The organism is Flavobacterium sp. (assembly GCF_017744675.1).
Lineage (GTDB): Bacteria > Bacteroidota > Bacteroidia > Flavobacteriales > Flavobacteriaceae > Flavobacterium.
The window spans coordinates 1,005,745-1,031,814 of sequence record NZ_JAGIAV010000001.1 but is presented as its reverse complement, the minus strand read 5'-3'; the positions used below and the strand labels follow the sequence as shown (position 1 = coordinate 1,031,814).

Here is a 26,070-nt window from a genome sequence, read left to right as displayed (position 1 = left end):
TTTAATGATTTAGTTTCTTGCTCTATAAAAATATCTAATTATTTTGAGCCGTCAAAATTTACAGTAAAATAACACAAAAGTAATATTACATTCCTGTACGAATCGCTTCGACCGGATCTAAATTTGCAGCCGAAACTGCTGGCAGAATTCCAGAAACTAAGCCAATAAAAGCAGCTAGACCAGTTCCTAAAAGAATGTTTCCTAAACTTAAAACAAATTCGAAATCTAGTACTTTTGTCAGAATCATAGCAATTCCCCAAACCATCAGCAGCCCTATAATTCCTCCAATAACAGAAAGAATAATCGCTTCAAACAAAAATTGGAATAAGATGAATTTATTTTTTGCTCCCAAAGATTTTTGAATTCCGATAAGATTGGTTCTTTCTTTTACCGAAACAAACATAATATTAGCAATTCCGAAACCGCCAACCAAAAGAGAAAATCCGCTAATAACCCAACCTACTGCATTCATCTGACCTAAAATTCCGTCAATAAAATCGGTAAAGCCAGAAAGCACATTAATGAAAAAATTATCCATTTCTCCCGCTTTCATTCCGCGAATTGCTCGAAGTTTTTGAGCAATTTCCGCCTTATAAGCGTCCATATCAACACCTTTTTCAGGTTTTAAGACTATTACGGGCGTCATAGAATCGCTGTCGCCATACATTCTTCTTAAAAAATTGGCTGGAAAATAAACCGAAGTATCATTGCTGTCTCCAAAAAATCCAGCTCCTTGTTTTGCAATTACCCCAATAACCGTAAAACGCTGTCCGTATAAACGAATGTTTTTACCAATTGGATCGCTCGAACCAAAAAGTCCGTCAGCAATGTCATATCCCAAAACTATAACAGCAGTTCCTGAATTAGATTCAGATTCATTATAAAATCGTCCTTTATCAAAACTCAATCCGTCAATATCGACCATTTCGCTTGACGACGGAATTACATTCACATCACTAACTGTTTTAGAATCGTATTTTAAACTTTCTCTGTTTACAAAAAGCTGGTATCCGACTTGGGCGGTGTTATTCATCGAATTTTTCAGTCCAATATATTCATCATATTTTACATTCGGAAACTGTTCTCTCTTCCATTGTGGAATTTCAGACGGTCCAAAGCAATATTTCATTAAATAAATCGTATTTTTATCTAAGCTGCTTAAATCTTTAGAGATTTTTTTGTCCAAAGAGTCAACAGCTGCCAGAACAGCGATAATTGAAAAAATACCAATCGTTACACCTAAAAGCGACAACAATGTGCGTAATTTATTATTTCGCAAAGCATTGATGGCGAAGCTGAGACTTTCTTTTAATAATCTTAGATAAACGATCATATTTTTGTATTTTTCAATAAAGTAAAATTCAATAATTTAAATTCAAAAACCTAATAAAAGTTAACTTACTCATCAGTAGATTTTTTTAGCATTTTGTTACACTAATTTTTTTTAATTTAAGATATAAAAAAACTACTTTTGCAGTCTCAAAATCATAACTACACAATGAGCACAACTAAAAAAATACAATCGGCATTAATTTCTGTTTTTTCTAAAGATGGATTAGAACCAATTGTTAGAAAATTACACGAACAAAATGTAACACTTTATTCAACTGGAGGAACAGAAGATTTCATCAAAAACCTTGGTATTCCGGTAGTTCCTGTTGAAGATATAACTTCTTTCCCTGAAATTCTTGGCGGAAGAGTAAAAACTTTACACCCAAAAATCTTTGGTGGTATCTTGAATCGTCAAGACAATGAAAGCGATGTTCAGCAAATGAAAGAATTTGATATTCCTCAAATCGATTTAGTGATCGTTGATTTATATCCTTTCGAAAAAACAGTTGCTTCTGGAGCTAGCGAACAAGATATTATTGAAAAAATTGATATCGGTGGTATTTCGTTAATTCGTGCTGGTGCTAAAAATTTCAAAGATACTGTAATTGTTGCTTCTGTTAACGAGTACAGCTTACTTTTGGATTTGATTACAGAGCAAGACGGAGCAACAACCTTAGAAAACAGAAGATTGTTTGCTACCAAAGCATTCCACGTTTCATCTCACTACGATGGAGCTATTTTTAATTATTTCAATACAGACGAGACTATTTACAAAGAAAGCATTGCAAACGGTCAAGTTTTAAGATATGGTGAAAACCCTCACCAAAAAGGATTTTTCTTTGGAGATTTTGATGCAATGTTTGACAAACTTCACGGAAAAGAATTATCATACAACAACTTGCTAGATGTTGATGCTGCAGTAAATTTAATTGCTGAATTTAAGAATGACGGACCAACATTTGCAATTTTAAAACACAACAATGCTTGCGGATTGGCTTCTAGAAAAACTATCAGCGAAGCTTATTTGGCAGCTTTAGCTTGCGATCCTACTTCTGCTTTTGGCGGAGTGTTAATTTCTAATACTAAAATTGATTTAGAGACTGCACAAGAAATCAACAAACTATTCTGTGAGGTTGTAATCGCTCCAGCTTATGATGATGAAGCAGTTACGGTTTTACAAGAGAAGAAAAACAGAATTATTTTAGTACAACACGATGTTGAATTGCCAGCTCGTCAAGTAAGAACTTGTCTTAACGGATTGTTAATTCAGGACAGAAATAATATTACGGATAATAAAGAGCATTTAAAAACCGTTACAATTACAGAACCTACTGCTCAAGAGATCGAAGATTTGATCTTTGCTTCTAAAATCTGCAAGAATACAAAATCAAACACTATTGTATTTGCTAAAAACGGAACATTGATTTCATCAGGTACAGGTCAGACTTCAAGAGTTGATGCTTTAATTCAAGCTGTTGACAAAGCAAAAGCTTTTGGATTTGATTTAAATGGAGCTTCGATGGCAAGTGATGCATTTTTCCCATTTCCGGATTGTGTAGAATTAGCTAAAAAAGCAGGAATAACTGCTGTAATTCAGCCAGGAGGTTCGATAAAAGACGAATTAAGTATAAATTATTGCAACGAAAATAATCTTGCAATGGTATTTACAGGAACTCGTCATTTTAAACATTAATTTGTTTAACTTTGTTCGATAAATAATTTATAACATTTTAAACCCCTAAAAAACTTATGGGATTTTTTGATTTCATGACCGAGGATATTGCGATAGACCTTGGAACCGCAAACACTTTAATCATTCATAATGATAAAGTTGTCATTGATAGTCCGTCTATCGTTGCACGTGATAGAGTATCAGGCAAAATCATTGCTGTTGGTAAAGAAGCCAATATGATGCAAGGTAAAACACATGAAAACATCAAAACTATAAGGCCTTTGAAAGATGGTGTAATCGCTGATTTTGATGCGTCGGAAAAAATGATCAATATGTTCATTAAAAGCATTCCTGCATTGAAAAAAAGAATGTTTACTCCAGCTTTACGTATGGTTGTATGTATTCCTTCTGGTATTACTGAAGTGGAGATGAGAGCGGTGAAGGAATCTTGTGAGAGAGTAAACGGAAAAGAAGTTTACTTGATTCATGAACCAATGGCGGCGGCAATTGGTATTGGTATCGATATTATGCAACCAAAAGGAAACATGATTGTCGATATCGGAGGTGGTACAACAGAAATTGCTGTAATCGCATTAGGCGGAATTGTTTGTGACAAATCTGTTAAAATTGCGGGTGACGTTTTTACAAACGACATCGTTTATTACATGCGTACACAGCACAACCTTTTCGTAGGAGAAAGTACTGCTGAGAAAATTAAAATTCAAATTGGAGCGGCTATCGAAGATTTAGACGGACCGCCAGAAGATATGTCTGTTCAAGGTAGAGATTTGCTTACTGGGAAACCAAAACAAGTAGATGTTTCTTACCGTGAAATTGCAAAAGCATTAGACAAATCTATCCAGCGTATCGAGGATGCGGTAATGGAAACATTATCTCAAACTCCACCTGAGTTAGCAGCAGATATCTACAACACTGGTATTTATTTAGCTGGTGGTGGATCAATGTTAAGAGGTCTTGACAAACGTATTTCTCAAAAAACAGATTTACCGGTTTATATTGCCGAAGATCCGTTAAGAGCAGTTGTACGAGGAACAGGAATGGCTCTTAAAAATATTGCTAAATTTAAAAGTATCTTAATCAAATAAGATTCAAAATAACAATCAATTTATTTTTATGAGGGTCGGATTTTTAATATTTGACCCTCGTAAAAACTGAAACCTTTAAGCATCCTGAAACAAAATAACCAGACAAGAAATGCAGCAAATATTTAATTTCCTTATAAGAAACAGTAATCGATTGCTGTTTTTGCTGCTTTTAGGTATTTCGTTGACGCTTACAATTCAATCGCATTCCTACCACAGAAGCAGAGTAATCAGTTCGGCTAATTTTTTAAGCGGAGGTGTTTATGAAAGAATTAATCGTGTAAACGAATATTTGAATTTAAGAGCCGAAAACGACGAACTTGTATTAGAAAATGCAAGGTTAAAAAGTCTTTTGTTTAACAAAGAAGATACTACCAAGGCTCCATTGCCAGACAGCATCAAAGGGGTAAAACCTGCTGATATCGTTGTATCAAAAGTAATTCATAACACTTACAACACACACGAAAACTATATCACTCTAAATTCTGGAAGCAAAGAAGGAGTTAAGCCTGATATGGGAGTTATTAACAGTTTAGGTATTATCGGAGTTGTTGATAATACTTCTGCAAATTACTCAACTGTTGTTAGTATCTTGAATACGAAGTCGCATATTAATGCTAAAATCAAAAAATCGAACCACTTCGGTTCTTTAACTTGGGACGGAAAAAGCACGGGATTTGTTCAGCTAGAAGATATTCCAAGATTAGCATCAATTAAAAAAGGCGATACTATTGTTACTGGTGGACAATCTGTAATTTTCCCTGAAGGAATTAATATCGGAACAGTAGACGTTGTTTACAAAAAGGATAACACAAGTTTTTATGTTATAAAAGTTAAACTGTTTAACGATATGACAAACTTGGGCCATGTATATATTATCAAAAGTAAAGACAGAGAAGAACTTATTAATTTAGAAAACAAAAACAAAGAAAAAAATGAATAGCGCTCTGTTAGTCAATATTTTTCGATTTATTATGTTACTGGCAGTTCAGATTGTTATTTTCAACAATATGAATTTCTTAGGATATATAAGTCCTTTTCCGTATATCTTGTATATCATTCTGTACCCTGTAAACAGCAATAAAGCAGGACTAATTATTTCTAGTTTCCTTCTCGGACTTACAATGGATATGTTTTGTAATTCTGGAGGAATACATGCAACAGCCTGTGTTATTTTAGCTTATTACAGACCCTATATTTTTAAATTTTCTTTTGGTTTAAGCTACGAATATCAAACCATTAAACTGAACGAATCTTTAACACCAGAACGATTTTCATTCATTTTAGTTTCGGTCTTAATGCATCATATTGTATTATTTGTTTTAGAAGCATTTCAATTCAAATTTATCTGGGACATTTTGCTCCGAACCTTATTTAGTTCTATCTTTACTATAATCACCTCAATAATAATAATTTATCTTATTAAGCCCAATAAACGATGAGAAAAGCTTTGCTGCCCACTATAATTATTATTGCAGCATCTTTGCTAGTGATTAGGATTTTTTACTTGCAAATTATTGATGATTCTTTCAAACTGAAATCTGAAAATAATGCAATAAAAAAGGTTTACGACTATCCAGAAAGAGGCTACATCTATGACCGTAACGGAAAACTTCTTGTTGCGAATCAAGCTTCTTACGATATCATGGTTATTCCGAGAGAGATAAAAAAAGACCTTAATGTTGCTGAATTTTGTGCACTTTTAAATATTACGGAAGAAGAATATCATAAGCGTATTGAAAAAGCAAAAGTATATAGCCCACGACTTCCTTCTGTTTTCTTAGCTCAATTAAATAAAAACGAATTTGCCGCTTTTCAAGAAAAAATCAGAAAATATGATGGTTTCTATTTCCAGAAAAGATCTTTACGCGATTACGAAGTAGATTACGGCGCAAACATTTTCGGTTTCATAACGCAGGTTAATGAAAAACAGATTGCAAAAAACCCTTATTATAACAGTGGGGATTTAATTGGTAAGCAAGGTGTAGAAGAAAGTTATGAAGAAATTTTACGCGGTATTAAAGGTGTAAAATACATTCAAAAAGACAAATACAACAGAGAAATTGGCCCTTATAAAGAAGGAAAATACGATACAATCGCCGTAGCTGGAGAAGATGTCAACTTAACTATTGATGCCGAGCTTCAGAAATACGGAGAAGAATTGATGATAAATAAGCGAGGCGGAATTGTCGCGATTGAACCTAAAACAGGTGAAATTTTAGCATTAGTTACCGCTCCTTCTTATGATCCTGGAATTTTAGTAGGTCGCCAAAGATCTAAAAACTATACGCTTTTATATCGCGATTCTATTGCAAAACCTTTATATGACAGAGGACTTTTGGCGGAGTACCCTCCCGGTTCTCCATTCAAAATTCTTACTGGTTTAGTTGCACTGCAAGAAGGAGTTATCAATGAGCAGACTACTTTTATGTGCCATCATGGTTTTAGCTATGGAGGTGGTCGTTTTATGAAATGTCACGGTTTTGGTCCTCATCAATTACATAACGGAATCTATAATTCTTGTAATACTTATTTTGGTCAAGCATATATGCTTACTATCAATAAGTACAAAAATCCTGGACAGGCTGTAGATGTCTGGAGCAGTCACGTAAAAAGTTTTGGTTTAGGGCAATTTATGGGCTACGATTTACCTACTGGAAAACGAGGCAATATCCCGACTTCTAAAACATATAAAAGAATTTATCCTAATGGAGGATGGAGAAGTTCAACCATTGTTTCTAATGCAATTGGCCAAGGAGAGGTATTAATGACACCTATTCAATTAGCCAACATGATGGCTACTGTAGCAAATCAAGGGTATTATTATACTCCTCATATCATTAAAAAGATTGAGGGAGAAAAAATTGACGAGAAGTTTACAACAAAACACGTTACAACGATTGATCAAAAATATTTTCCTCCTGTAATTAGCGGATTATTTGATGTTTATAACAAAGGAACGGCTTATGCCCTTAGAGTAGAAGGAATTGACATTTGCGGAAAAACAGGTACAGCAGAAAATTTTGCTAAAATAAACGGTAAACGAGAAAAACTTAAAGATCACTCTATTTTTGTGGCTTTTGCTCCAAAAGACAATCCGAAGATTGCGATTGCCGTAATGATTGAAAATGGAGGTTTTGGTGCAACCGTTGCAGGACCTATTGCGAGTTTAATGATTGAAAAATATCTTAGACATAAAATCACAAGAACTGATTTAGAAACTAGGGTTTTAAACAAAAGCTTAGTAGCAGAATATGCTAAATTGGGAGGAATAGGAGATGCGGCTAAAATTGAGTCTGTTCCTAAAGATTCTGTTTTACAAGCAAAAATTGTAAAACCAAAAGCGCCTGTTACAACAGCAGCACCAACAACTGAAGTTAAAAAAACAGCAGTAGACACAACTAAGAAAAACTAAGAAGAGGATTATTTCAAATGAAAAATCAAAGTGTAAAAAATAATATCGATTGGATAAGTGTCTTTATCTACATTGCGCTGGTAACTTTAGGTTGGCTTAATATCTATTCGTCTTCTTTATTATCAACAGATGGAACTTACCAAAAACAGCTTATTTTCATTGGCTGTACTATTCCGTTGATATTTGTTGTTCTTTTTGTGGATGGTAAATTCTATGAAAAATACGCCAGCATTATATTTGGAGTATCTCTATTATCGCTTGCAGGACTATTTCTTTTCGGAAAAACAATTGCCGGACAGCGATGCTGGTATGCTATAGGAAGTTTTACGCTGCAACCTTCAGAATTTGCAAAGGCTGCTACATCATTGGCTTTAGCCAAATACTTAAGCGACACACAAATCAACCTTAAAGAAACCAATAGGCAGATTCAGGCTTTGGCTATTATGCTATTACCTGTAATGCTTATTTTACCACAGCCAGACCCTGGGAGTGCTTTAATTTATAGTGTCTTCATTCTTGTTTTATATAGAGAAGGCCTACCTTCTTGGTACGTTTGGACCGCTTTTATAACTATAGTTCTTTTTGTTCTTACTCTGGTTCTAGAACCATACGTAGTTATTATTATGGCTTTTGTTGTATTGGCAATAATACATTTTAAAGGCCGAGTAGTAGACAGAAATATAATCTTAAGCGGCGTTTTATTAGTCTTAATCTCTGGATTTGTCTTTTCTGTTGATTATGTTTTTGATCACGTTTTTAAGCAGCACCACAGAGACCGTTTCAATATTTTACTTGGTAAAACTGTAGATATGAAAGGTATTGGATACAATACCAACCAATCTGAAATTGCAATTGGATCTGGCGGTTGGATAGGAAAAGGTTTTCTTGAAGGAACACAAACTAAAGGAGGATTCGTTCCTGAACAGCATACTGATTATATCTTTACAACAGTAGGCGAAGAATGGGGATTTGCAGGCTCTTTGGTCGTAATTTTACTTTTTGTAGGGTTATTGCTTAGAGTCATTTATTTGGCAGAAAGACAAAAAACAAAATTCAGCCGAGTTTACGGATATTGTGTCGCAGGGATTCTCTTTATACACTTCTTCGTAAATATTGCCATGGTAATTGGAATTTTCCCAACAATCGGGGTTCCTCTGCCCTTCTTTTCTTACGGAGGTTCTGGACTCTGGGGATTCACGATTTTACTGTTTATTTTCCTTAAAATGGACGCCAACAAAGTGAATGAGTGGTAAATAAATCACAAATTATCCTTTTTAAAATTTCCATCTGAAAACGAATATTCTGATCGTTCCATTCTAATTAAACCTTAACTAAAAGCACAAAGTTTAATTGAACAATTTAGATAGGCATCACAATAATAAAAACAAAAAAGTCCGAAGTTTAAACTTCGGACTTTTTTGTTTTTTATTTCTTTAATTATATTTCTTCGCTTGGCCTCTTTTTCAGAAGTTTTAATACAACTGGGAAAGTTGAGATGATAATGATTATTATAATGATGTATTCGATATGTTTCTTTAAATCTATTCCTTGTTTTAAGAAAACGCCGTATAAATAGTGTCCAGCGAAAATTAGAATAAATGACCAAAGGAAAGAACTCAAAATATTATAAAACATAAACTTTTTTTTATCCATAGAAACGATACCGGCAACAATTGGAGCAAACGTTCTGAATATCGGAAGGAACCTTGCGTAAATAATTGCTTTTCCACCATATTTTTCAAAAAAGTCTTTTGATTGCAGCAAATATTTTTTCTTAAACCAGAATGTATCTTCTTTTTTAAACAAATAATAACCGCTTTTTGCACCAAACCAATAACCAGTCATATTACCTAAAACCCCCATTATAGCAACTGCTGTAGCAAGCAGGAACACATTTACAAAATCATTTGGAATATAGGCAACATTTTCAATTAGATCACGACTGTAAATACCTGCTAAAAAAAGCAAACTATCTCCAGGAAGAAAAAAACCTGCAAAAAGTCCTGTTTCAGCAAAAACTATAAACAGAACAATAAACAACCCAATCTGAAAACCTCCGACGCTTAAAGTAATATAAAATTCAGGGTTTAATAACTGGGTCCATTCAAAATTATTCATAAAAGCAAAATTGGTTATCTTATAAGTCCGTGAAAGTAACAATAATTTACCTTAACCACAATAAAATACGGTATTTTAAACATAAATTAACTATTAAAAAAAGCCCAGACTAGTTGTCTGGGCTTCTCTTAGCGTTATTCTCTTACATACTTGCAACAGCTGTGTAGATTATCATAATCTGCAGTCGTTGCTTTAACTTCTTTAGTATCATGACCTGCCTTTGCAATCGCTTTGTTTAAATCTGAAGGAGAACATTTCTCTTCGTTTAAAATAACAGAAAGCTGATGCGAACTTACATCCCAGCTTGCCGTTTTTACTCCTGGAACACCGTAAGCTGCTTTTTCAATTCGTTTCTTGCATTGTTCACAGTTTCCGTTTACTTCTGTTGTGTATTTTAAGTTCTTATTTTTCTTAGTTTGAGCTTGAGCTGAAAAACCTAAAAAAACCATCATTGCTATTAAAACTATCTTATTCATTTTTGCTATTATTTAATGTTACTGAAATTTATTTTTACTTTTTATTTAATTTTAAATCTTAATCCTGCATAGTACATCTGCCCAAAAATTGGAGCGTATGCTATCGATGCATCAAAATTAGGTCCAAAAGAATCATTTGCGCCTAAAATTGCTTTTTGCTGTTTGTAATTTCCAATATTCTCCCCTCCTACATATACTTCAAAAACAGGTGAAAAAACACGAGTTACCTGTGCATTCATCACCGCATAAGCTGGCGAAAAATCTGGAAATTGATCTTCTACAGGATTAGTTGCCGTATAAGGCAATTGCTGTTTTCCTGACCAATTATATGTAAAATCAAACTTCCATTGCTTATCATTGTTCATCGTTGTTTCGTATTCTAAATTTCCTAGGAAACGATGTTTAGCTTGAAGCGGACGCTGGAATGTTCCTCTTAAATAATCGGTTTGAATGTCGTAATATTTGTAAGCTGTTCTTAAGTTTAAGTTACGAATCAACTCATAATTAAACTCAACTTGAAGACTGTTTGCAAAAGAACTTCCCTTCAAATCATAAAACAAAACCTGTTGCGGACTTTGCATGACGTCTACAACTGCCTGATTTTGAAAATCTGTTCGGTAAAGATCAAAACCCGCATCGGCATTTCTATTGAAAAGTTTGAATTTCTGCGAAAAACTCACTCCATAATTCCATGCTATTTCTGGGTTTAAACCGTATACTTTTCCGCTAGAGTCTAAAATCGAGAACGTTCTTGAGCTAGCAAAAAGCTGCTGATTCTCTGCGAAAATATTAGCAGAACGTTTTCCTCTTCCTGCAGAAAAACGAATTACTCCATTTTTCCAAGGATTATATCTCATGTGCAATCGCGGCGTAACAAAAAATCCTAATCGGTTATGATTGTCTACTCTTCCACCTAAAATCAAACTGAAATTATCGGTGTTATCATAAGTATATTCGAAGAAAGCACCAACCGAATTATCAATTCTGCTCACATCGGTTAGGTTTACAAACTCCTGATATTGATCGTAAGTAAAATTCAACCCAGTCGTAAATTTGTGCATTGTATTATTAATAATCGAATTGAAAATCAAATTCGAATAAAAACTGTTTTGCTTAATATCGTATTGATTTAAACCATAATAAGAATCTTGTTTGTGGCTATTAAAAGCATTTTGAAATCCGATACTTTGATAGGGCATATCTTTAAATACGTATCCAATTTTTGTTGAAACATCAAAACGTTCTGTATTAATTTCAGAACCCCAGTGATTGGTCGTTCCGCGATCACGATCTTTATCAAAATCCACTTCTCCCGTTTGTTTTTTATCATTCATGTATCTGAAATTGATAAAACTAACCAAACCGCTTTCTGGATCATAATATTGATAACGATTTAAAACATTGATTTGTTTCCCCAATGGATTGTCTAGAAAACCATCATCGTTCATATCGTTTTTGGCTACACGGGCATTTCCGTGAACAAACAAGCTTGTCGCCCATTTATCAGACAGTTTTTTATTGAAGTGGGTATTCAATTCAAAACGAGAATCGGTTGAACCGTAAGCATTCAAGAAAAACGGAATATCATTTAACGGTTTTAAAAGTTCCGTGTTAATTTGACCTGAGATACTTTCGTAACCATTTATAACACTTCCAGCTCCTTTGGTAATTTGAACGCTTTCAATCCAAGTTCCAGGAGTAAATGATAATCCGTAAGCTTGAGAAGCGCCTCGAACAGAAGGAATATTTTCTTCCGTAATCATTAAATACGGACTCGTCAATCCAAGCATTTTAATCTGCTTGGTTCCTGTTAGGGCATCAGAAAAATTGACATCAATTGATGGATTGGTTTCAAAACTTTCTGCGAGATTACAGCAAGCAGCTTTTAGCAATTCTTTACTGGTAATTACAGAAGTATTGGCTGTTAACGTATAGGATTTTTTAATTCCTTTTTGCTTTTTAGTGATTTTTACTTCTTCTAGATCTTCTTGCGAAAACATAGATACAGAAAATAAAAACGCTACAAAAAGCATTATATTTTTTTGCATAAAAAATGATTTTAATGTTGAAATAGAATTACATTCTTGCATTTTGCGGAAAGCAAAAAACAAGCAAAATGTAAATGCGAAGCCCTAATTAAGGCTTGCAGTGCATCTTAACATTAAAATCAGGAATAGAAAATATACTGATGGTATAACTTGAATAAGGGGGGCGCATTCGCATCAGCATAATACGACAGTACTTCTTTCTTTTTGAAATTTTGAACTTCTAAAAAGACAAGAGGTTTGTAATCTTGTATAACAGCTGGGAAAGCAAATTGAAAAAAGAAGAATTTGATTGTTGCGTCATCTGATTTCTTTTCAAAATGAACCACTTTGTCTTTGCAGCAAGAATTTTTTTTCTCTTTAGAACCGCAACATTTCTTCTCAATTACAAGTTCTGCCGTAGTTTTTAAAGAAACAGAAGCAATTTCTCCGCCGCAATAATGCACATCAAAAGCAAACCCAATATTGGAAACCAATAAAAGGAGCGCCAAAAACAGACCTGTGCACTTTTTCAAATTCATACTGCAAAGCTATTCAAAAACTGCCGATAAAAAACTAAAACAAATGTTATTTTTTAACCTTTTGAAGCTGATAGTAAAAACCAGGAATAAACAAAAGCACCAGAATAGGCTGAATTATAAATCTTCTGACATAAAAAAGAAGCCACGCGCCATCTGGAAAAAAATGAAGTATTATATAAAATGAGCTTAATAGCACAACCAAAAAACAGGCATATACAAAAAAGCTAAATTTAAAAATATCGCGATCTTGAAACAAAGCATAAATCAGTAAAAGAGATAATGCCGAGTTTAAAAAGTAACGCAAGAAAAGCGACCAAAAAAGCTTTAAATTCTCAACTTCTGGATAAGGTATCGAGTGAAAATCGGCTTCAAAATATACTAGAAATGGATCATAAAACAATTTTCTTTCAAATGTTCTAATCAAAGCAAAACCTGTTACTACAAGAATTGCAATCAAGATTTTAAATTTATTCTCTTTTAAATTATTTAGCATATTTTGAAAATCTATTGATCCAGAAAATCCATAAAATAAAAACATATCCGTAGATCATCAGAGGAAAGAAAGTTCCGTGCAGAAATCGGGTATATTGAGGAAAATTATACGATAGAACAATTAAAATACAAATTCTAATAACATTCAAAACATAAATAGAAATAAGTCCTAAGATTATAAACAGCAATGTCTTTTTAAAATTTCCTGAAAAAGCAGCAACAAACGACACAAAAAGTATCATCACGCTTAGCGCATTGCATCCTTCGGTTATACGCGCTATAAATTTGCCGTTTAAGATAATTTCTTGCCATGGGTTTTGCGAGCTTTTCTGAATTATAATATCATAATTAAAAAGCTTTAGCAATTGCTCTGCATTTTGTCCAGCTGCAGTTGTCACAGCATCAAGTTCCTCAGCCTGATAGCTATTTAAATAAAATTTGTAAAGCAGTGTAAAGACAATATAAGTAAGAAAAAAGATGCTTACAAAAATCAGGAAAGGCTTAAACTGCACTAAATATTTTTTCAAGAGATTTTTTTTTCAAATTTATATATTTTTTGAGTTCAGCTTTAAATACTTTTGTATAAAATTTTACATTATGACATTTCAAGAATTACAACCAAAAATAAGTGCAATTGTCGCTGGCAATGAAACAGATAGAGACGGAAAATTATTGACAATATGCCAGCTTTTAAACGAAAACGTAGAGTATTACAACTGGGTTGGGTTTTATTTTGCTAATCACGAGGCTAAAACTTTACATTTAGGCCCTTACGTTGGCGCAGAAACAGACCATACTGTAATTCCGTTTGGAAAAGGAATTTGTGGCCAAGTAGCAGAAAGCAACGCTAATTTTGTAGTACCAGATGTTAAAGCACAAGACAATTATATTGCCTGCAGTTTGACTGTAAAATCTGAAATTGTAGTGCCCCTTTTTGTTAATGGAGTAAACATTGGTCAGATTGATATTGACAGCCACGTAATTGACCCTTTTACAGAAGCAGACGAAAGATTTTTAGAATTTGTAAATCAAGAAGTTGCTAAATTATTCTAGAAGAACTATTTTTAAGATAAAAAATAGCACTGAATGAAAAGACTCCTGCTCTTTTTGCTTCTGATAATTTCAGTCCGTCTGTCTGCACAAATTAATATGGTTTCTAAAAAAATCTTTTTAGACTCCTTAAATCGCGAATGCACTCCAAAAAATTATGCTTACACAAGAGTAATAACCAATTATTCTCAAAAAAGCACACGCTATGTTGTAACCGATTTTTACAAAAACGGAAGAAAAAGAATGACTGGCACAACACTGGATCGTGATATTTTAAAGAAAGACGGAGAATTTATTTATTATTATAAAAACGGAGCAAAAGAAACCGTCGTTAATTATTCTGAAGACCATAAAAACGGAAAAGAGATTAACTGGTACGATAACCAAAGTAAAAAATGTGAAAAACAGAATCTTTGGGATCCGAAAACCAAAAAGACGCAAACGTTGGTTCTGAACTGCTGGGATGAAAACAAAAGCCAAACTGTAGTGGATGGAAATGGAGATTATGAAGAAACCGATCAATTTGTAACACAAAAAGGAACTCTAAAAGATGGACTAAAACAAGGTGTTTGGGAAGGAAATGATTCGCTTAAAAAAATCACATTTGTAGACAATTACGATCGTGGAGTTTTAATTTCGGGCACAAGCATTGATGCCAACAATGTCAAATTCTCCTACTCTTCTTTAAGCGAAAAGCAATCGGGCAAGAAAACTCAAAAGTCAAAGTAGAAAAAACAACCGAAATAAGAACCAAAAAAACGATTGTAAATCATTAAAAACAAAATTCTTACCCCTTATTTTTAGATTCTTTTATTTTTTTTTGATTTTTCTGTTTTTTTAATCTAATTTTGCACCCGTCTTACAAAAGTTGTATGACATACATAAAAATCATTAAAACAATATTGGAATGTATTTAACTAAAGAAAAGAAAGAAGAAATCTTCGCTCAACACGGTGGTGCAACAAACACTGGAAGCGCAGAAGGTCAAATCGCATTGTTCACTTACAGAATTTCTCACTTAACTGAACACTTGAAAAAAAATCGTCACGATTACAACACTGAGCGTTCTCTTGTACTATTAGTAGGTAAAAGAAGAGCTTTGTTGGACTACTTGAAAAAGAAAGATATCAACAGATATCGTGAGATTATCAAAGTATTGAATATCAGAAAATAATCAATATAGAAAAGAGGTGCGAGAGTGCCTCTTTTTGTTTTTACATCAGAGCTATTTATAATAAGCATATTACAAGAAAAAAAGTTTGGTTTTTCATTGGGTTTTAGATAACAACAACTACACACAACAACAACTACAACACAACTAAAACCCATTGTATAATCAAAAAGGAAAATTTATGATTCCACAAGTTTCACAAGAAATTATCGATTTAGGAGATGGAAGAAGCATCTCAATCGAGACTGGTAAATTAGCAAAACAAGCCGATGGTTCAGTTGTTGTACGTTTAGGAAACTGCATGCTTTTGGCAACTGCAGTTTCTGCAAGAACATCTAACCCAGGTGTTGACTTTTTACCTTTAACGGTAGATTACCGCGAAAAATTTGCTGCTGCAGGACGTTTCCCAGGAGGATTTTTCAAAAGAGAAGCAAGACCAAGCGACAGTGAGGTATTAACAATGAGATTAGTAGACCGTGTATTGCGTCCGCTTTTCCCAGACGATTACCATGCTGAAACTCAGGTTATGATTCAATTAATGTCTCACGATGACAATGTTATGCCAGACGCATTAGCTGGTTTAGCTGCATCTGCTGCATTAGCTGTTTCTGACATTCCATTTTACAACTTGATTTCTGAAGTGCGTGTTGCTCGTATCGACGGAAAATTAGTAATCAACCCAAGCAGAGAAGAATTAGAAAAATCTGATATTGATATGATGATCGGAGCTTCTATGGATTCTGTTGCAATGGTTGAAGGTGAGATGAAAGAAATCTCAGAAGCTGAAATGGTTGAGGCAATTAAATTTGCTCACGAAGCTATTAAAGTTCAAATTGTTGCTCAACAAAAATTAAGAGCAAAATTAAGCTCTCAAGAATACAGAACTTACGAAGGTGAAGTTGAAGACGAAGCTGTTTACGCTAAAGTAAAAGCTGCTGCTTACGATAAATGTTACACAATTGCTCAAGAAGCTTCTGGAAAAGCCGAAAGAGGAGAAAAATTTGCTGCTGTAAAAGAAGAAGCAAAAGCTTTATATACAGAAGAAGAATATGCTGAAAATGCAGATCTTGCAGGTTTAGTTGGAAAATATTTCTACAAAACAAACAAAGAAGCAGTTCGTAACGTAATTCTTGAAAAAGGAATTCGTCTAGACGGTAGAAAAACTACAGAAATCAGACCAATCTGGTGTGAAACTGATTATTTACCATCTGTTCACGGATCTTCTTTATTTACACGTGGAGAAACTCAAGCTTTGGCTACAGTAACTTTAGGAACTTCTAGAGAAGCGAACCAAATCGATTCTCCATCAGAACAAGGTGAAGAAAAATTCTACTTACACTATAACTTCCCTCCTTTCTCTACTGGTGAAGCAAAACCATTAAGAGGAACTTCAAGAAGAGAAGTTGGTCACGGTAACTTAGCTCAAAGAGCTTTAAAAAATATGATTCCTGCAGATTGTCCTTACACAATCCGTGTTGTTTCTGAAGTTTTAGAATCTAATGGTTCTTCTTCTATGGCAACTGTTTGTGCTGGAACAATGGCTCTTATGGATGCTGGAGTTCAAATGACAAAACCAGTTTCTGGTATTGCTATGGGATTAATTACTGATGGTGAGAAATTTGCTGTATTGTCTGATATCTTAGGAGACGAAGATCACTTGGGAGATATGGACTTTAAAGTAACTGGTACTGCTGACGGTATTACTGCTTGCCAAATGGATATCAAAATCGAAGGATTACGTTATGACATTATGGAACAAGCTTTAGCACAAGCTCGTGATGGACGTTTGCATATTTTAGGAAAATTAACTGAAACTATTGCAACTCCAAGACCAGATGTTAAAGCTCACGCACCAAAAATCATTACCAGAACTATTCCTGGAAACTTCATTGGCGCATTAATCGGACCTGGAGGAAAAGTAATTCAAGAATTACAAAAAGCTACAGGAACTACAATCGTAATCAACGAAGTAGACGAGCAAGGAGTTGTTGAAATCTTAGGAACTGATCCAGAAGGAATCAAAACTGTATTGGCTAAAATTGACGCTTTAACTTTCAAACCTCAAGTGGGAGAAGCTTACGAAGTAAAAGTAATCAAGATGCTTGATTTTGGAGCTGTTGTAGAATATACTGCTGCACCAGGAAACGAGGTATTACTTCACGTATCTGAATTGGCTTGGGAGCGTACAGAAAACGTTGCTGACGTAGTTAAAATGGGAGATGTTTTTCAAGTGAAATACTTAGGAGTTGACCCTAAAACTAAAAAAGAAAAAGTGTCTAAAAAAGCACTTGTTCCAAGACCTCCACGTGAGGATAAAAAAGAGTAATCAGATCTTAGTTTACTAAAGGTTTATTCATAGAAAACCCCAATTCTTAACTGAATTGGGGTTTTTCAGTTTAAAGAAAATCATTAAAAAATAAAAAGTTCTCGAGTTAATTTGGTTTTCTAACTTAAAATATACCAAGAATATACTTTTTACCTGTTTTGAGGTATTTTTATATCACTTTTATTACATTTTAACAGTATTACGTGATTTTCATAACATTTTTTTAATACTTTTGGCACCAATCAATCCAAAATCAAAAAAAATCACACTTCCTTGAAAAATTATCAAAAAAAAGCGATTTATCTTTCGCTATTTGCAAGCCTATTGAACATATCGCACATGTTTTCACAATCTGCTGAAAAATTTTCATTGTACGATTACTTCGACCAAGCAGTGGGCAAAGACAATTTAAATATTAATAATGGAATAGTTCATAGCGAATCTTTCCGTCCATTAGAAGGCAAAAACAGATATTACATTGATGAATTCAATCTTGGAAACATTAGTTTTGAGGGTCAGATTTATTCTGATGTTAATCTTAAATATGACATTCTTGAAGATCAAGTCATCTACAAACAGAATGGCTCTTCAGAAAATGTACCTATAAACCTTATTACCAATAAGGTTGATTATTTCTTTATTAAAAACAAAAAATTTATTAACCTAAAGGAAGAATCAGTAAAATTTCCATCTATCATAAAAGGCATTTACGAGGAAACATACATTGGAGAAAATGTTTCTCTTTACATTAAGCATACCAAAGAAAAAGCAAAGTCTTTTCAGGCAGATGTTATCTACTATGACTTCATTTATAAAATAGGTTATGTATTAAAATACAACAACTACTTCTACAAGGTCGAAACAGAAAGGGATTTCAAGAAAATTTTTCCAAATTTTAAGAAAGAAATAAACAGTATTTACAATACTGATAAAAAATTAGAACGCTCCAACAAGCCTCAATTTATAGAAAATCTCACAAAACAAATCAATGGTCTTTTAAAAAAAAGTTCTAATTAAATGAAAAAAATTACTCTTATTCTATTTCTAATTGCCTTTCAACAAATCATATATTCTCAAGTAATCAGTGACAAAATATCTGTTGATTTTAAAAATGCCAATATAAAAACCGCTATTCAAGACATTGAAAAAGTATCTTATTATAAATTTTATTTTGATGAAAAATGGTTTGAAAATGACAGCACTTCTATAACCAAACAATATAAAGAAGTTAGAATTGGCGAAGTTTTGGAAGATGTTTTTCAGAACACGAGCTTTAACTTTTATGTTTCTGAAAATAAAGTTATAGTTACAAATAATAGTATAATCTACAACCAATTGCCAGATGATTACTTCGGAATTCCTCTTGAAAGAGACGAAAACGGAATGATCAACCCAATTTTCTATCAGCAATATGATTCTATTAAAAAAACCAACTCAAGAAACCCAAATAAAAACATTCGAGATATTGTTTTAATCGGTAAAGAAGTAAAAAATCAGAAAAAAAAATCTACTTATACATTATCTGGTTTTATAAAAGGGGGGAAAAACAATTCTGGTCTTGCTAATATTGTCGTAAAAACACCAAATTCTGAGTTTTCAGCTGTAACAGACAAAAAAGGATTCTACAGCATGCAAGTTCCAGGAGGATTAAACGTCGTAGAAACCGAAAGTTTCTCCTATAATAAGGTCAGTAAAAATATAATGGTTTATAATGATGGCGTATTAAATTTTTCTTTGACAGACAATATAAACCAGCTGGACGAAGTGCTTATTAAAACCAATAAAAGCAAAAGTGCAAAAGCAGCAATTACTGGCGTAACGACAATTGATTCTGAAGGAATTAAAAACGTTCCTTTAGTACTAGGGGAACGTGATATCCTTAAGGTTGCTTTAACTATGCCTGGAATAAAAAGTGCAGGAGAAGGTTCTGCAGGTTTTAACGTTAGAGGTGGTAAAGAGGATCAAAATTTATTCTTATTAGACCATGCTACTTTATACAACCCGTCGCATTTCTTTGGTTTTTTTACGGCGCTAAATCCTTATACAACTAAAAAAGTAGACATTTATAAAGGTAGCATTCCTGCTGAATTTGGAGGTAGGTTATCATCTGTTTTTGACATTTCATCAAAAATCGGAAATGTAAACGAATTTCAAGGTGAAGGCGGTATTGGTCCTGTTACCAGCAATTTAATGCTATCTACACCTATTGTAAAAGGAAAATCAAGTCTAGTGGCTGGAGGAAGAGCAACTTATTCGGATTGGATTTTAAAAAGTCTGGATGATGAAAATTTAAAAAACAGTCAGGCTTCTTTTTATGATTTTATCCTAAAATACAATCACAAAATAAACGCAAAAAATGATATTGAATCTACGCTTTATTACAGCCACGATAAATTCAGTGTTTCATCAGATTCTTTATACAAATACAGCAATCGTTTAGCAACTCTAAAATGGAATCATACTTTCAATGAGAAAAACAAAGGGTCTTTGATTGTTACGAATAGTGAATACAAATTCAACATTGATTATCAATCTGAAGGAGTAAATAATTTTGATTTCGGCTATAAAATCAACGAAACTCAAGCAATGATCAAAATGAATTATTTATACAATGAAAAGCATAGATTTAGTTATGGTATTTCGACAAAATTATATTCTGTAGATCCTGGATATTTGAATCCGACAAATCCACAATCTACATTGGTCCCGATCGATGTTGAAACCGAAAAAGGATTAGAATCTGCGGCCTACATTGGAGATAATTTTAAAGTAAACGACAAATTTTTGCTTGATTTTGGTTTACGATATTCTACTTTTTCGGCTTTAGGAAAATCTACTCAGCGAATTTACGAGGACAATGCCCCTATTAGTGATGCAACGGTAATAGATACCAAAACATATGGTAACAATGAAGTAATTAAAAGATACGGAGGATTAGAACCAAGATTTGCTGCCAGATATTTCCTTGCAGATGATTTCTCTGTAAGAGCAAGTTATGACAAAACCTATCAATACATTCATTTGCTATCAAATAATACGACACAATCTCCAACAGACATTTGGAAACTTTCTGATTTAAATGTTAAGCCAGAAAGCGCTCAGCAAGTTTCTTTGGGATTTTATAAAAATCTTAAAGGTGGCGATATAGACCTTAGTGTAGAAGGATATTACAAAAGATCTAAAAACATATTGGACTATAAGGTGGGAGCCGAATTATTATTGAATGAAAATATAGAAACTGAACTTTTACAGGGAGAAGGAAAAGCTTATGGTGTAGAATTTTTGGTTAAAAAACAAGTTGGTAAATTAAACGGATGGCTTGGATATACATACTCGAGATCTTTAATAAAACTCGATAGCCAGTTTAATGAAGAAAAAGTAAATAATGGAAAATATTTTCCATCAAACTTTGATAAGCCACACGATTTTAGTGCCGTTTTAAACTATAAAATTACCCAGCGTTACAGTTTTTCAAGTAATTTTATTTATCAAACAGGAAGACCAATTACATATCCGATCGGAAAATACGATTATGGCAACGAACAATATACCGTTTATAGTGATCGTAATAAATTTAGAATCCCTGATTATTTCAGACTTGACATTGGCCTGAACATTGAAGGAAATCATAAAATAAAAAAGTTAGCTCATAGTTTTTGGAATATTTCGGTATACAATGTTTTAGGCCGTAACAATCCATATTCAGTATTTTTTGTTACAAAAGAAGGACAAATAAAAGCTTACAAAACATCTATTTTTTCTATTCCAATTCCAAGTATTACTTATAATTTCAAGTTTTAAAATCATGAAAAAACATCTATATAAAATATCACTATTACTAATTCTTACAGCCACTATTAGCAGCTGTACGGAGCAATATGTTTTTCAAAATACAGATTTTGAAAGTGCTCTTGTGGTAGAAGGAACTATTACGAACGAACTTAAAAATCAAACCATCAGACTTTCTCAAGTTTATCAGCTTGAAGAAACAGGTCCAAGACTTGAAAAAGGAGCAAATGTATCTGTTTCAGACGATAAGGGAAATGAATATCAGTTTACAGAAAAAGATACGGTTTACGAATCTATCACACCATTTAAAGCTGAGCCTGGAAGAAAATATCAATTAAAAATTAGAACAAGTGCAGGAAAAAACTATACTTCTGACGAGCAGGTTCTAACTACCGAAACCAAAATTGACAATGTAACTGCTACAGTTGAAACAGTGAATGGACAAAGAGGTGTACAAATTAATGTCAATAGTTTTGATCCTTCCAACACCTCAAAATATTATAGATATGAGTATGCTGAAACCTATAAAATTATCGCGCCAAGATGGTATTTTCAGGAAACTAGTCTACTAACGATACCTGCAAACCCTGGAAATCCTATTGAAGGAACACCCCCTTCTCCTCAACAAGAAGTAATTTCAGTAACGCCTCGAACTAAAGAAACTAGAGTTTGTTTTTCTACCAAAAAATCAAACAGTATAATTTTAAACAACACAAGTGGACTTAGTGAAGACCGGGTACATTTTCCTGTGCGTTTCATTAGCGACCAAAATTACATTATATCACATCGTTACAGTATACTTGTAAAACAATATGTTCAAAATTTAGCTGCATATACTTTTTATAAAACATTACGAGATTTATCAACCTCCGGAGGTGTTCTTTCACCAAAACAACCTGGATTCTTTTATGGAAACATAAAATCTGTCGAAAATCCTGAAGAAAAAGTAATTGGATTCTTTGAAGTTTCTTCAGTTTCTACAGAAAGAATTTATTTTAATTATGCTGATTTGTTTCCAAAAGAAGCTTTACCTCCTTACTACGAATCTGACTGCGAGCCCGAAGAATTCAAAGACTGTGATGGCGATCTTCCTTGCAAAAGAGCAATATTACGTTCTTATATTCGCACAAATGTTAGAGCATTGTTTTCATGGACCTACGGTGACATTTATTTTATGGTAAAAACACCATGTGGAGACTGTACTTCTTTTTCATCTAATATTGTTCCTCCTTTTTGGGTAGATTAATCTTTTTTAAATCCATGAAACACTTTTCTATATATAATAAGACTAATGTTCTAAGCAGAATTAAACATTTGGCGCTTTTGATATTTTTATTAACTCAAAGCGGATTCAACTATGCTCAGAGTTCACAAAACAAAAACGATATCCCGACCATTTCAACGCAAGAAACTATCTTTATTCATTCGAACACAACTAGCTTTTTGACTGGAGAAACATTGTATTTCAAACTGTACTGTTTAAATCCTTTAAACAATAAAACTAGTCAAGTAAGCAAAATTGCTTATGTTGAATTAATTGACAGTGAGAAAAAATCGCTTCAAAAAAATAAAATATATCTTGATAACGGAATTGGAACTGGAGAATACTTTATTCCAACAACATTAAAAACTGGAAATTATAAAGTCATTGCTTATACAAAATGGATATTGAATAATCCTAATTCGCAAAAGCATGAAATAGATATTTTCATTATCAATCCGTTTCAAACTCAGGAGCCAAATGACAATATTACATTTGATCTTGTTAACCCCAAAAATACTGCAACAGCGATTCAAACCATAAATTCAAATACCGGAAACGATAAAAGAATCGATTTTGAATTTGACAAAGAAAGCTATTACACAAGAGAAAAAGTAAACTTGAAATTGAAGTCTTTGACGAAAACCATTGAAAAAGGCAATTATTCTGTTTCTATTAGAAAAATAGATCAAATTCCAACTCTAAAACAACTTACGCCTGCAGAATTTGCTAAGAAATCGGCAGAAAACTATGTTAATTCTACACCAGCTTCTTTTACTTATATTCCAGAAGTAAGATCGGAACTTATTACAGGCTATATCACATCAAGCAGCAATCAAAACTTGGCCGGCAAATCGATCGCCTTATCATTGCCCGGAAAAGAATATGTTTTGAAAATCGTCAAAACAAATGCACAAGGAAAATTTGCCTTTTTATTAGATCAATTTCCTAATTTTCCTAATGCAATTTTGCAGGTAATCGATGAAAAAAGAGCTGATTATACAATCGTGCTAGATGCTTTTCCAAAATTTGATACTTCTTCATTACAATTTACTTCAAAATTTAATCTGTCTCCAGAACTAAAAAATGATATTGAAGAAAGATCTACAGCAAGCCAAATTCAAAACGCTTACTATCAAATCAAAAAAGATAGTTTAGTTACTGAAGCTGTTATGACCCCATTTTTCAGCACAATCGAAAAAACTTATGTTCTAGACGACTATACAAGATTCCCCACTTTAAAAGAAAATATTGTCGAGATTCTGGTTGAACTTTATTACAGAAGAAATAATGGGAAATATGAACTTCATATTAGAAATGATCAAAAAGACCTACAAGTATACGGTCCGCCTATGGTGCTAGTTGACGGATTATTAATTCAAGATCCAAGCGACCTTTTTGAATACAATATGGGAAATGTAAACAAAATAAGCCTAATTTCGGAACCTTATGTGTATGGACCTAATCTGTATGGAGGCATGATTAGTTTTGAAACTAAAAACAATGAATTTTCAGAGAATTATGCAAAGAAATATTTGAAAACAATGGAAATCCAGCGTCCAAACCCTCAAAAGGTATACAATAATCCTGATTACGCTCCTGGAAATAAATTACAGCGAATTCCAGATTACAGATATCAATTACTATGGAAACCGGATGTAAAATTAGAAACTAAAGAAGATCAATTATCTTTTTATACATCAGATCTTAAAGGAAATTTTGAAGTTATCTTAGAAGGTTTTACCGAAAATGGGCAGCCAGTCTATGTTTCAAAAAACATTACAGTAAGATAATCATTTTTCATTTATAACATATTATCAGCCTTGATCGAAATATTTTTTGATCAAGGCTTAATTTTTTTATTCAATTTGTACGCAACCTTTTTTATTTCTTGAGACTATTCTTTAGAACCGAATTTAAAAAGCAGATATAATGAAAAACATTCCGAAAATACCAACTGGACTTCTACTATTCATTTTTATTGTTTGCGGATGCGAATTTCAAGACAATCTACATGAAGCTGTTAATTTAGAAACTGGAAAATTTGGAAAACTAATTAAAAAAGATTCCGAGTTATATCATACATTAGAAAACACAACTTCCAAAAAAGCGCTTGAAGAAGGAGAAACACCTCCATGTGTAGAATTTATTTATCCTTTAGCTTTAAAGGTTTACGACAGTAATCAGAATCCGATTGGAATACAGTATATATTGAGTGACGTGCAATTCAGTAAAATTTTAGAAAATCTTTCTACTGATCAATCTTTAAGCATTAGCTACCCTATTTCAACAACTTTAGCAGATAACACTATTTATTCTGTAAATAGTAATTCAGAACTGAACATTGCTCTTAAAAACTGCACCAGAGAAGACATCATAGCGTATTGTAACGGAATTATTTCTCCGCCTTTGGATAAACCATTAGATTATTATTGGAAAGTAAGTTATGCTCAAACCGATGACAATACTTATTTAAGCGGTCGATTCTTGATAAACTCAGATGCAACTTTAGTTTTTTATTTTAATAATCAAGAATACAGCGGAACATGGTTCTTTTTATTTGTTGACGATAAATTACATCTAAATATAAAACTAGATGGTGCATCTGAATTAGCTAAATATTGGAGTATTGATGGAGAAGTTGAAATGTACGGTACAAATGTGACCATAAAAATGCTAGACAAAAACATAAAACTCGAGCTCTTATATGAGACTAAATATCCATATAAAATTGGTGACAGAGGACCAGCAAAAGGAATTGTTTTTTATGATAAAGGCAAATATAGTTTGGGATGGCGTTATATAGAAGTTGCAACAAAAGATTTAAAAGATTTAGAATGGGGTTGTGTGGCTTCATCTATCTCAAAAGCAAGAAATAACGAAATTGGAAGTGGCTATTACAATACAGCACAAATTGTAATTTATCACGACAATCTAACCAATTTCTACACGAATCCATCAGTTTGCAGCAATTTAAACAACGGAACTCTTTTGGCTAAAGATGCTATATCATTTAATCAAGATGTTTATAACGATTGGTTTTTACCATCATCAAATGAATTAGAACTAATATATAAAAATCTATATTTAAAAAATTTAGGCAATTTTACAGATTCAATTTATTGGAGTTCGACAGAAATTGATCAAAATGCAGTTTCGACAATCAATTTTAAAACAGGAGAAAAAACTTCTACATCAAAAATTCCAGAAAAAAGCAGTACCAAAGCTAGAGCTATAAGATACTTCTAGTTTATTGAAAAAAGGGCTTTTGATTCTTATATTTAAACAATACAAAAACG

General features: G+C 33.0%; 22 protein-coding genes. 15 read left to right on the top strand and 7 right to left on the bottom strand.

Annotated elements, in window-relative coordinates:
- Positions 1 to 85: 85 nt before the first annotated feature.
- On the bottom strand, positions 86 to 1,333 hold the full coding sequence (locus J7574_RS04535; RefSeq protein WP_290964772.1) for an ABC transporter permease: 1,248 nt from the start codon (positions 1,331 to 1,333) through the stop codon (positions 86 to 88).
- A 165-nt stretch (positions 1,334 to 1,498) separates the two neighbouring features.
- On the opposite strand from J7574_RS04535, the gene purH reads away from it, so the two are divergent.
- The 6 genes from purH to rodA all read left to right on the top strand — a co-directional run bounded on the left by purH (position 1,499) and on the right by rodA (position 8,775).
- Positions 1,499 to 3,025 carry a bifunctional phosphoribosylaminoimidazolecarboxamide formyltransferase/IMP cyclohydrolase gene (gene purH / locus J7574_RS04530; protein ID WP_160780822.1) on the top strand — a complete coding sequence of 509 codons (1,527 nt, stop codon included), beginning with the start codon at positions 1,499 to 1,501 and terminating at the stop codon, positions 3,023 to 3,025.
- A gap of 56 nt (positions 3,026 to 3,081) precedes the next feature.
- The gene (locus J7574_RS04525; RefSeq protein WP_008466528.1) at positions 3,082 to 4,110 is read left to right on the top strand and encodes a rod shape-determining protein; all 1,029 of its coding nucleotides are present in this window, start codon (positions 3,082 to 3,084) and stop codon (positions 4,108 to 4,110) included.
- Positions 4,111 to 4,219: 109 nt separating this feature from the next.
- Positions 4,220 to 5,050, top strand: a complete 831-nt coding sequence (gene mreC, locus J7574_RS04520) for a rod shape-determining protein MreC (RefSeq protein ID WP_290964763.1) — start codon at positions 4,220 to 4,222, stop codon at positions 5,048 to 5,050.
- On the top strand, positions 5,043 to 5,549 hold the full coding sequence (locus J7574_RS04515; RefSeq protein ID WP_095928103.1) for a rod shape-determining protein MreD: 507 nt from the start codon (positions 5,043 to 5,045) through the stop codon (positions 5,547 to 5,549). Before mreC ends, J7574_RS04515 begins: the two co-directional genes overlap by 8 nt.
- A complete protein-coding gene (mrdA, locus tag J7574_RS04510; protein ID WP_290964757.1) occupies positions 5,546 to 7,522 on the top strand; it encodes a penicillin-binding protein 2 in 1,977 nt (658 codons plus the stop codon). The genes J7574_RS04515 and mrdA overlap by 4 nt, the downstream gene beginning before the upstream one ends.
- A gap of 17 nt (positions 7,523 to 7,539) precedes the next feature.
- Positions 7,540 to 8,775, top strand: coding sequence for a rod shape-determining protein RodA (gene rodA / locus J7574_RS04505; RefSeq protein ID WP_290964754.1), 1,236 nt, complete (start codon positions 7,540 to 7,542; stop codon positions 8,773 to 8,775).
- Between the two features lie 184 nt (positions 8,776 to 8,959).
- Here the strand turns inward: rodA and J7574_RS04500 are convergent, their stop codons facing one another.
- From J7574_RS04500 to xrtF, 6 genes are all read right to left on the bottom strand, one after another.
- Positions 8,960 to 9,640: a VTT domain-containing protein gene (locus tag J7574_RS04500; protein ID WP_290964752.1), complete on the bottom strand. Its 681-nt coding sequence runs from the start codon at positions 9,638 to 9,640 to the stop codon at positions 8,960 to 8,962.
- Between the two features lie 134 nt (positions 9,641 to 9,774).
- Positions 9,775 to 10,116 carry a heavy-metal-associated domain-containing protein gene (locus tag J7574_RS04495; protein WP_290964750.1) on the bottom strand — a complete coding sequence of 114 codons (342 nt, stop codon included), beginning with the start codon at positions 10,114 to 10,116 and terminating at the stop codon, positions 9,775 to 9,777.
- Between the two features lie 41 nt (positions 10,117 to 10,157).
- Positions 10,158 to 12,164, bottom strand: a complete 2,007-nt coding sequence (locus tag J7574_RS04490; protein WP_290964747.1) for a TonB-dependent siderophore receptor — start codon at positions 12,162 to 12,164, stop codon at positions 10,158 to 10,160.
- A 119-nt stretch (positions 12,165 to 12,283) separates the two neighbouring features.
- Positions 12,284 to 12,682, bottom strand: a complete 399-nt coding sequence (locus tag J7574_RS04485; protein WP_290964744.1) for a hypothetical protein — start codon at positions 12,680 to 12,682, stop codon at positions 12,284 to 12,286.
- A gap of 46 nt (positions 12,683 to 12,728) precedes the next feature.
- Entirely contained in the window at positions 12,729 to 13,175 is a 447-nt protein-coding gene (locus tag J7574_RS04480; protein ID WP_290964742.1) for an exosortase F system-associated protein, read from the bottom strand.
- On the bottom strand, positions 13,165 to 13,701 hold the full coding sequence (gene xrtF, locus J7574_RS04475) for an exosortase family protein XrtF (protein ID WP_290964739.1): 537 nt from the start codon (positions 13,699 to 13,701) through the stop codon (positions 13,165 to 13,167). Before xrtF ends, J7574_RS04480 begins: the two co-directional genes overlap by 11 nt.
- Positions 13,702 to 13,771: 70 nt before the next feature.
- On the opposite strand from xrtF, the gene J7574_RS04470 reads away from it, so the two are divergent.
- The 9 genes from J7574_RS04470 (at position 13,772) to J7574_RS04430 (ending at position 26,020) form a co-directional block, all read left to right on the top strand.
- Positions 13,772 to 14,227 carry a GAF domain-containing protein gene (locus J7574_RS04470; RefSeq protein WP_290964737.1) on the top strand — a complete coding sequence of 152 codons (456 nt, stop codon included), beginning with the start codon at positions 13,772 to 13,774 and terminating at the stop codon, positions 14,225 to 14,227.
- A 33-nt stretch (positions 14,228 to 14,260) separates the two neighbouring features.
- Positions 14,261 to 14,953, top strand: a complete 693-nt coding sequence (locus J7574_RS04465) for a hypothetical protein (RefSeq protein ID WP_290964735.1) — start codon at positions 14,261 to 14,263, stop codon at positions 14,951 to 14,953.
- A 178-nt stretch (positions 14,954 to 15,131) separates the two neighbouring features.
- Positions 15,132 to 15,398 (top strand): 30S ribosomal protein S15, encoded by a 267-nt coding sequence (rpsO, locus tag J7574_RS04460; RefSeq protein ID WP_008466503.1) that lies wholly within the window; start codon positions 15,132 to 15,134, stop codon positions 15,396 to 15,398.
- A 178-nt stretch (positions 15,399 to 15,576) separates the two neighbouring features.
- On the top strand, positions 15,577 to 17,721 hold the full coding sequence (locus tag J7574_RS04455; RefSeq protein ID WP_290964731.1) for a polyribonucleotide nucleotidyltransferase: 2,145 nt from the start codon (positions 15,577 to 15,579) through the stop codon (positions 17,719 to 17,721).
- Between the two features lie 273 nt (positions 17,722 to 17,994).
- The gene (locus J7574_RS04450; protein ID WP_290964729.1) at positions 17,995 to 18,738 is read left to right on the top strand and encodes a hypothetical protein; all 744 of its coding nucleotides are present in this window, start codon (positions 17,995 to 17,997) and stop codon (positions 18,736 to 18,738) included.
- A complete protein-coding gene (locus J7574_RS04445) occupies positions 18,739 to 21,522 on the top strand; it encodes a TonB-dependent receptor (protein WP_290964728.1) in 2,784 nt (927 codons plus the stop codon).
- 4 nt (positions 21,523 to 21,526) lie between these two features.
- Positions 21,527 to 22,756 (top strand): DUF4249 domain-containing protein, encoded by a 1,230-nt coding sequence (locus tag J7574_RS04440; RefSeq protein WP_290964725.1) that lies wholly within the window; start codon positions 21,527 to 21,529, stop codon positions 22,754 to 22,756.
- Positions 22,757 to 22,770: 14 nt separating this feature from the next.
- Positions 22,771 to 24,564 carry a hypothetical protein gene (locus tag J7574_RS04435; protein ID WP_290964722.1) on the top strand — a complete coding sequence of 598 codons (1,794 nt, stop codon included), beginning with the start codon at positions 22,771 to 22,773 and terminating at the stop codon, positions 24,562 to 24,564.
- Between the two features lie 139 nt (positions 24,565 to 24,703).
- Positions 24,704 to 26,020 (top strand): hypothetical protein, encoded by a 1,317-nt coding sequence (locus tag J7574_RS04430; protein ID WP_290964721.1) that lies wholly within the window; start codon positions 24,704 to 24,706, stop codon positions 26,018 to 26,020.
- The last annotated feature ends 50 nt before the right edge of the window (positions 26,021 to 26,070 follow it).

Coding starts and splice junctions, on each gene's coding strand:
- J7574_RS04535 (WP_290964772.1), bottom strand. CDS start 1,333: ATGATCGTTTATCTAAGATTATTAAAAGAAAGTCTCAGCTTCGCCATC.
- purH (WP_160780822.1), top strand. CDS start 1,499: ATGAGCACAACTAAAAAAATACAATCGGCATTAATTTCTGTTTTTTCT.
- J7574_RS04525 (WP_008466528.1), top strand. CDS start 3,082: ATGGGATTTTTTGATTTCATGACCGAGGATATTGCGATAGACCTTGGA.
- mreC (WP_290964763.1), top strand. CDS start 4,220: ATGCAGCAAATATTTAATTTCCTTATAAGAAACAGTAATCGATTGCTG.
- J7574_RS04515 (WP_095928103.1), top strand. CDS start 5,043: ATGAATAGCGCTCTGTTAGTCAATATTTTTCGATTTATTATGTTACTG.
- mrdA (WP_290964757.1), top strand. CDS start 5,546: ATGAGAAAAGCTTTGCTGCCCACTATAATTATTATTGCAGCATCTTTG.
- rodA (WP_290964754.1), top strand. CDS start 7,540: ATGAAAAATCAAAGTGTAAAAAATAATATCGATTGGATAAGTGTCTTT.
- J7574_RS04500 (WP_290964752.1), bottom strand. CDS start 9,640: ATGAATAATTTTGAATGGACCCAGTTATTAAACCCTGAATTTTATATT.
- J7574_RS04495 (WP_290964750.1), bottom strand. CDS start 10,116: ATGAATAAGATAGTTTTAATAGCAATGATGGTTTTTTTAGGTTTTTCA.
- J7574_RS04490 (WP_290964747.1), bottom strand. CDS start 12,164: ATGCAAAAAAATATAATGCTTTTTGTAGCGTTTTTATTTTCTGTATCT.
- J7574_RS04485 (WP_290964744.1), bottom strand. CDS start 12,682: ATGAATTTGAAAAAGTGCACAGGTCTGTTTTTGGCGCTCCTTTTATTG.
- J7574_RS04480 (WP_290964742.1), bottom strand. CDS start 13,175: ATGCTAAATAATTTAAAAGAGAATAAATTTAAAATCTTGATTGCAATT.
- J7574_RS04470 (WP_290964737.1), top strand. CDS start 13,772: ATGACATTTCAAGAATTACAACCAAAAATAAGTGCAATTGTCGCTGGC.
- J7574_RS04465 (WP_290964735.1), top strand. CDS start 14,261: ATGAAAAGACTCCTGCTCTTTTTGCTTCTGATAATTTCAGTCCGTCTG.
- rpsO (WP_008466503.1), top strand. CDS start 15,132: ATGTATTTAACTAAAGAAAAGAAAGAAGAAATCTTCGCTCAACACGGT.
- J7574_RS04455 (WP_290964731.1), top strand. CDS start 15,577: ATGATTCCACAAGTTTCACAAGAAATTATCGATTTAGGAGATGGAAGA.
- J7574_RS04445 (WP_290964728.1), top strand. CDS start 18,739: ATGAAAAAAATTACTCTTATTCTATTTCTAATTGCCTTTCAACAAATC.
- J7574_RS04440 (WP_290964725.1), top strand. CDS start 21,527: ATGAAAAAACATCTATATAAAATATCACTATTACTAATTCTTACAGCC.
- J7574_RS04435 (WP_290964722.1), top strand. CDS start 22,771: ATGAAACACTTTTCTATATATAATAAGACTAATGTTCTAAGCAGAATT.
- J7574_RS04430 (WP_290964721.1), top strand. CDS start 24,704: ATGAAAAACATTCCGAAAATACCAACTGGACTTCTACTATTCATTTTT.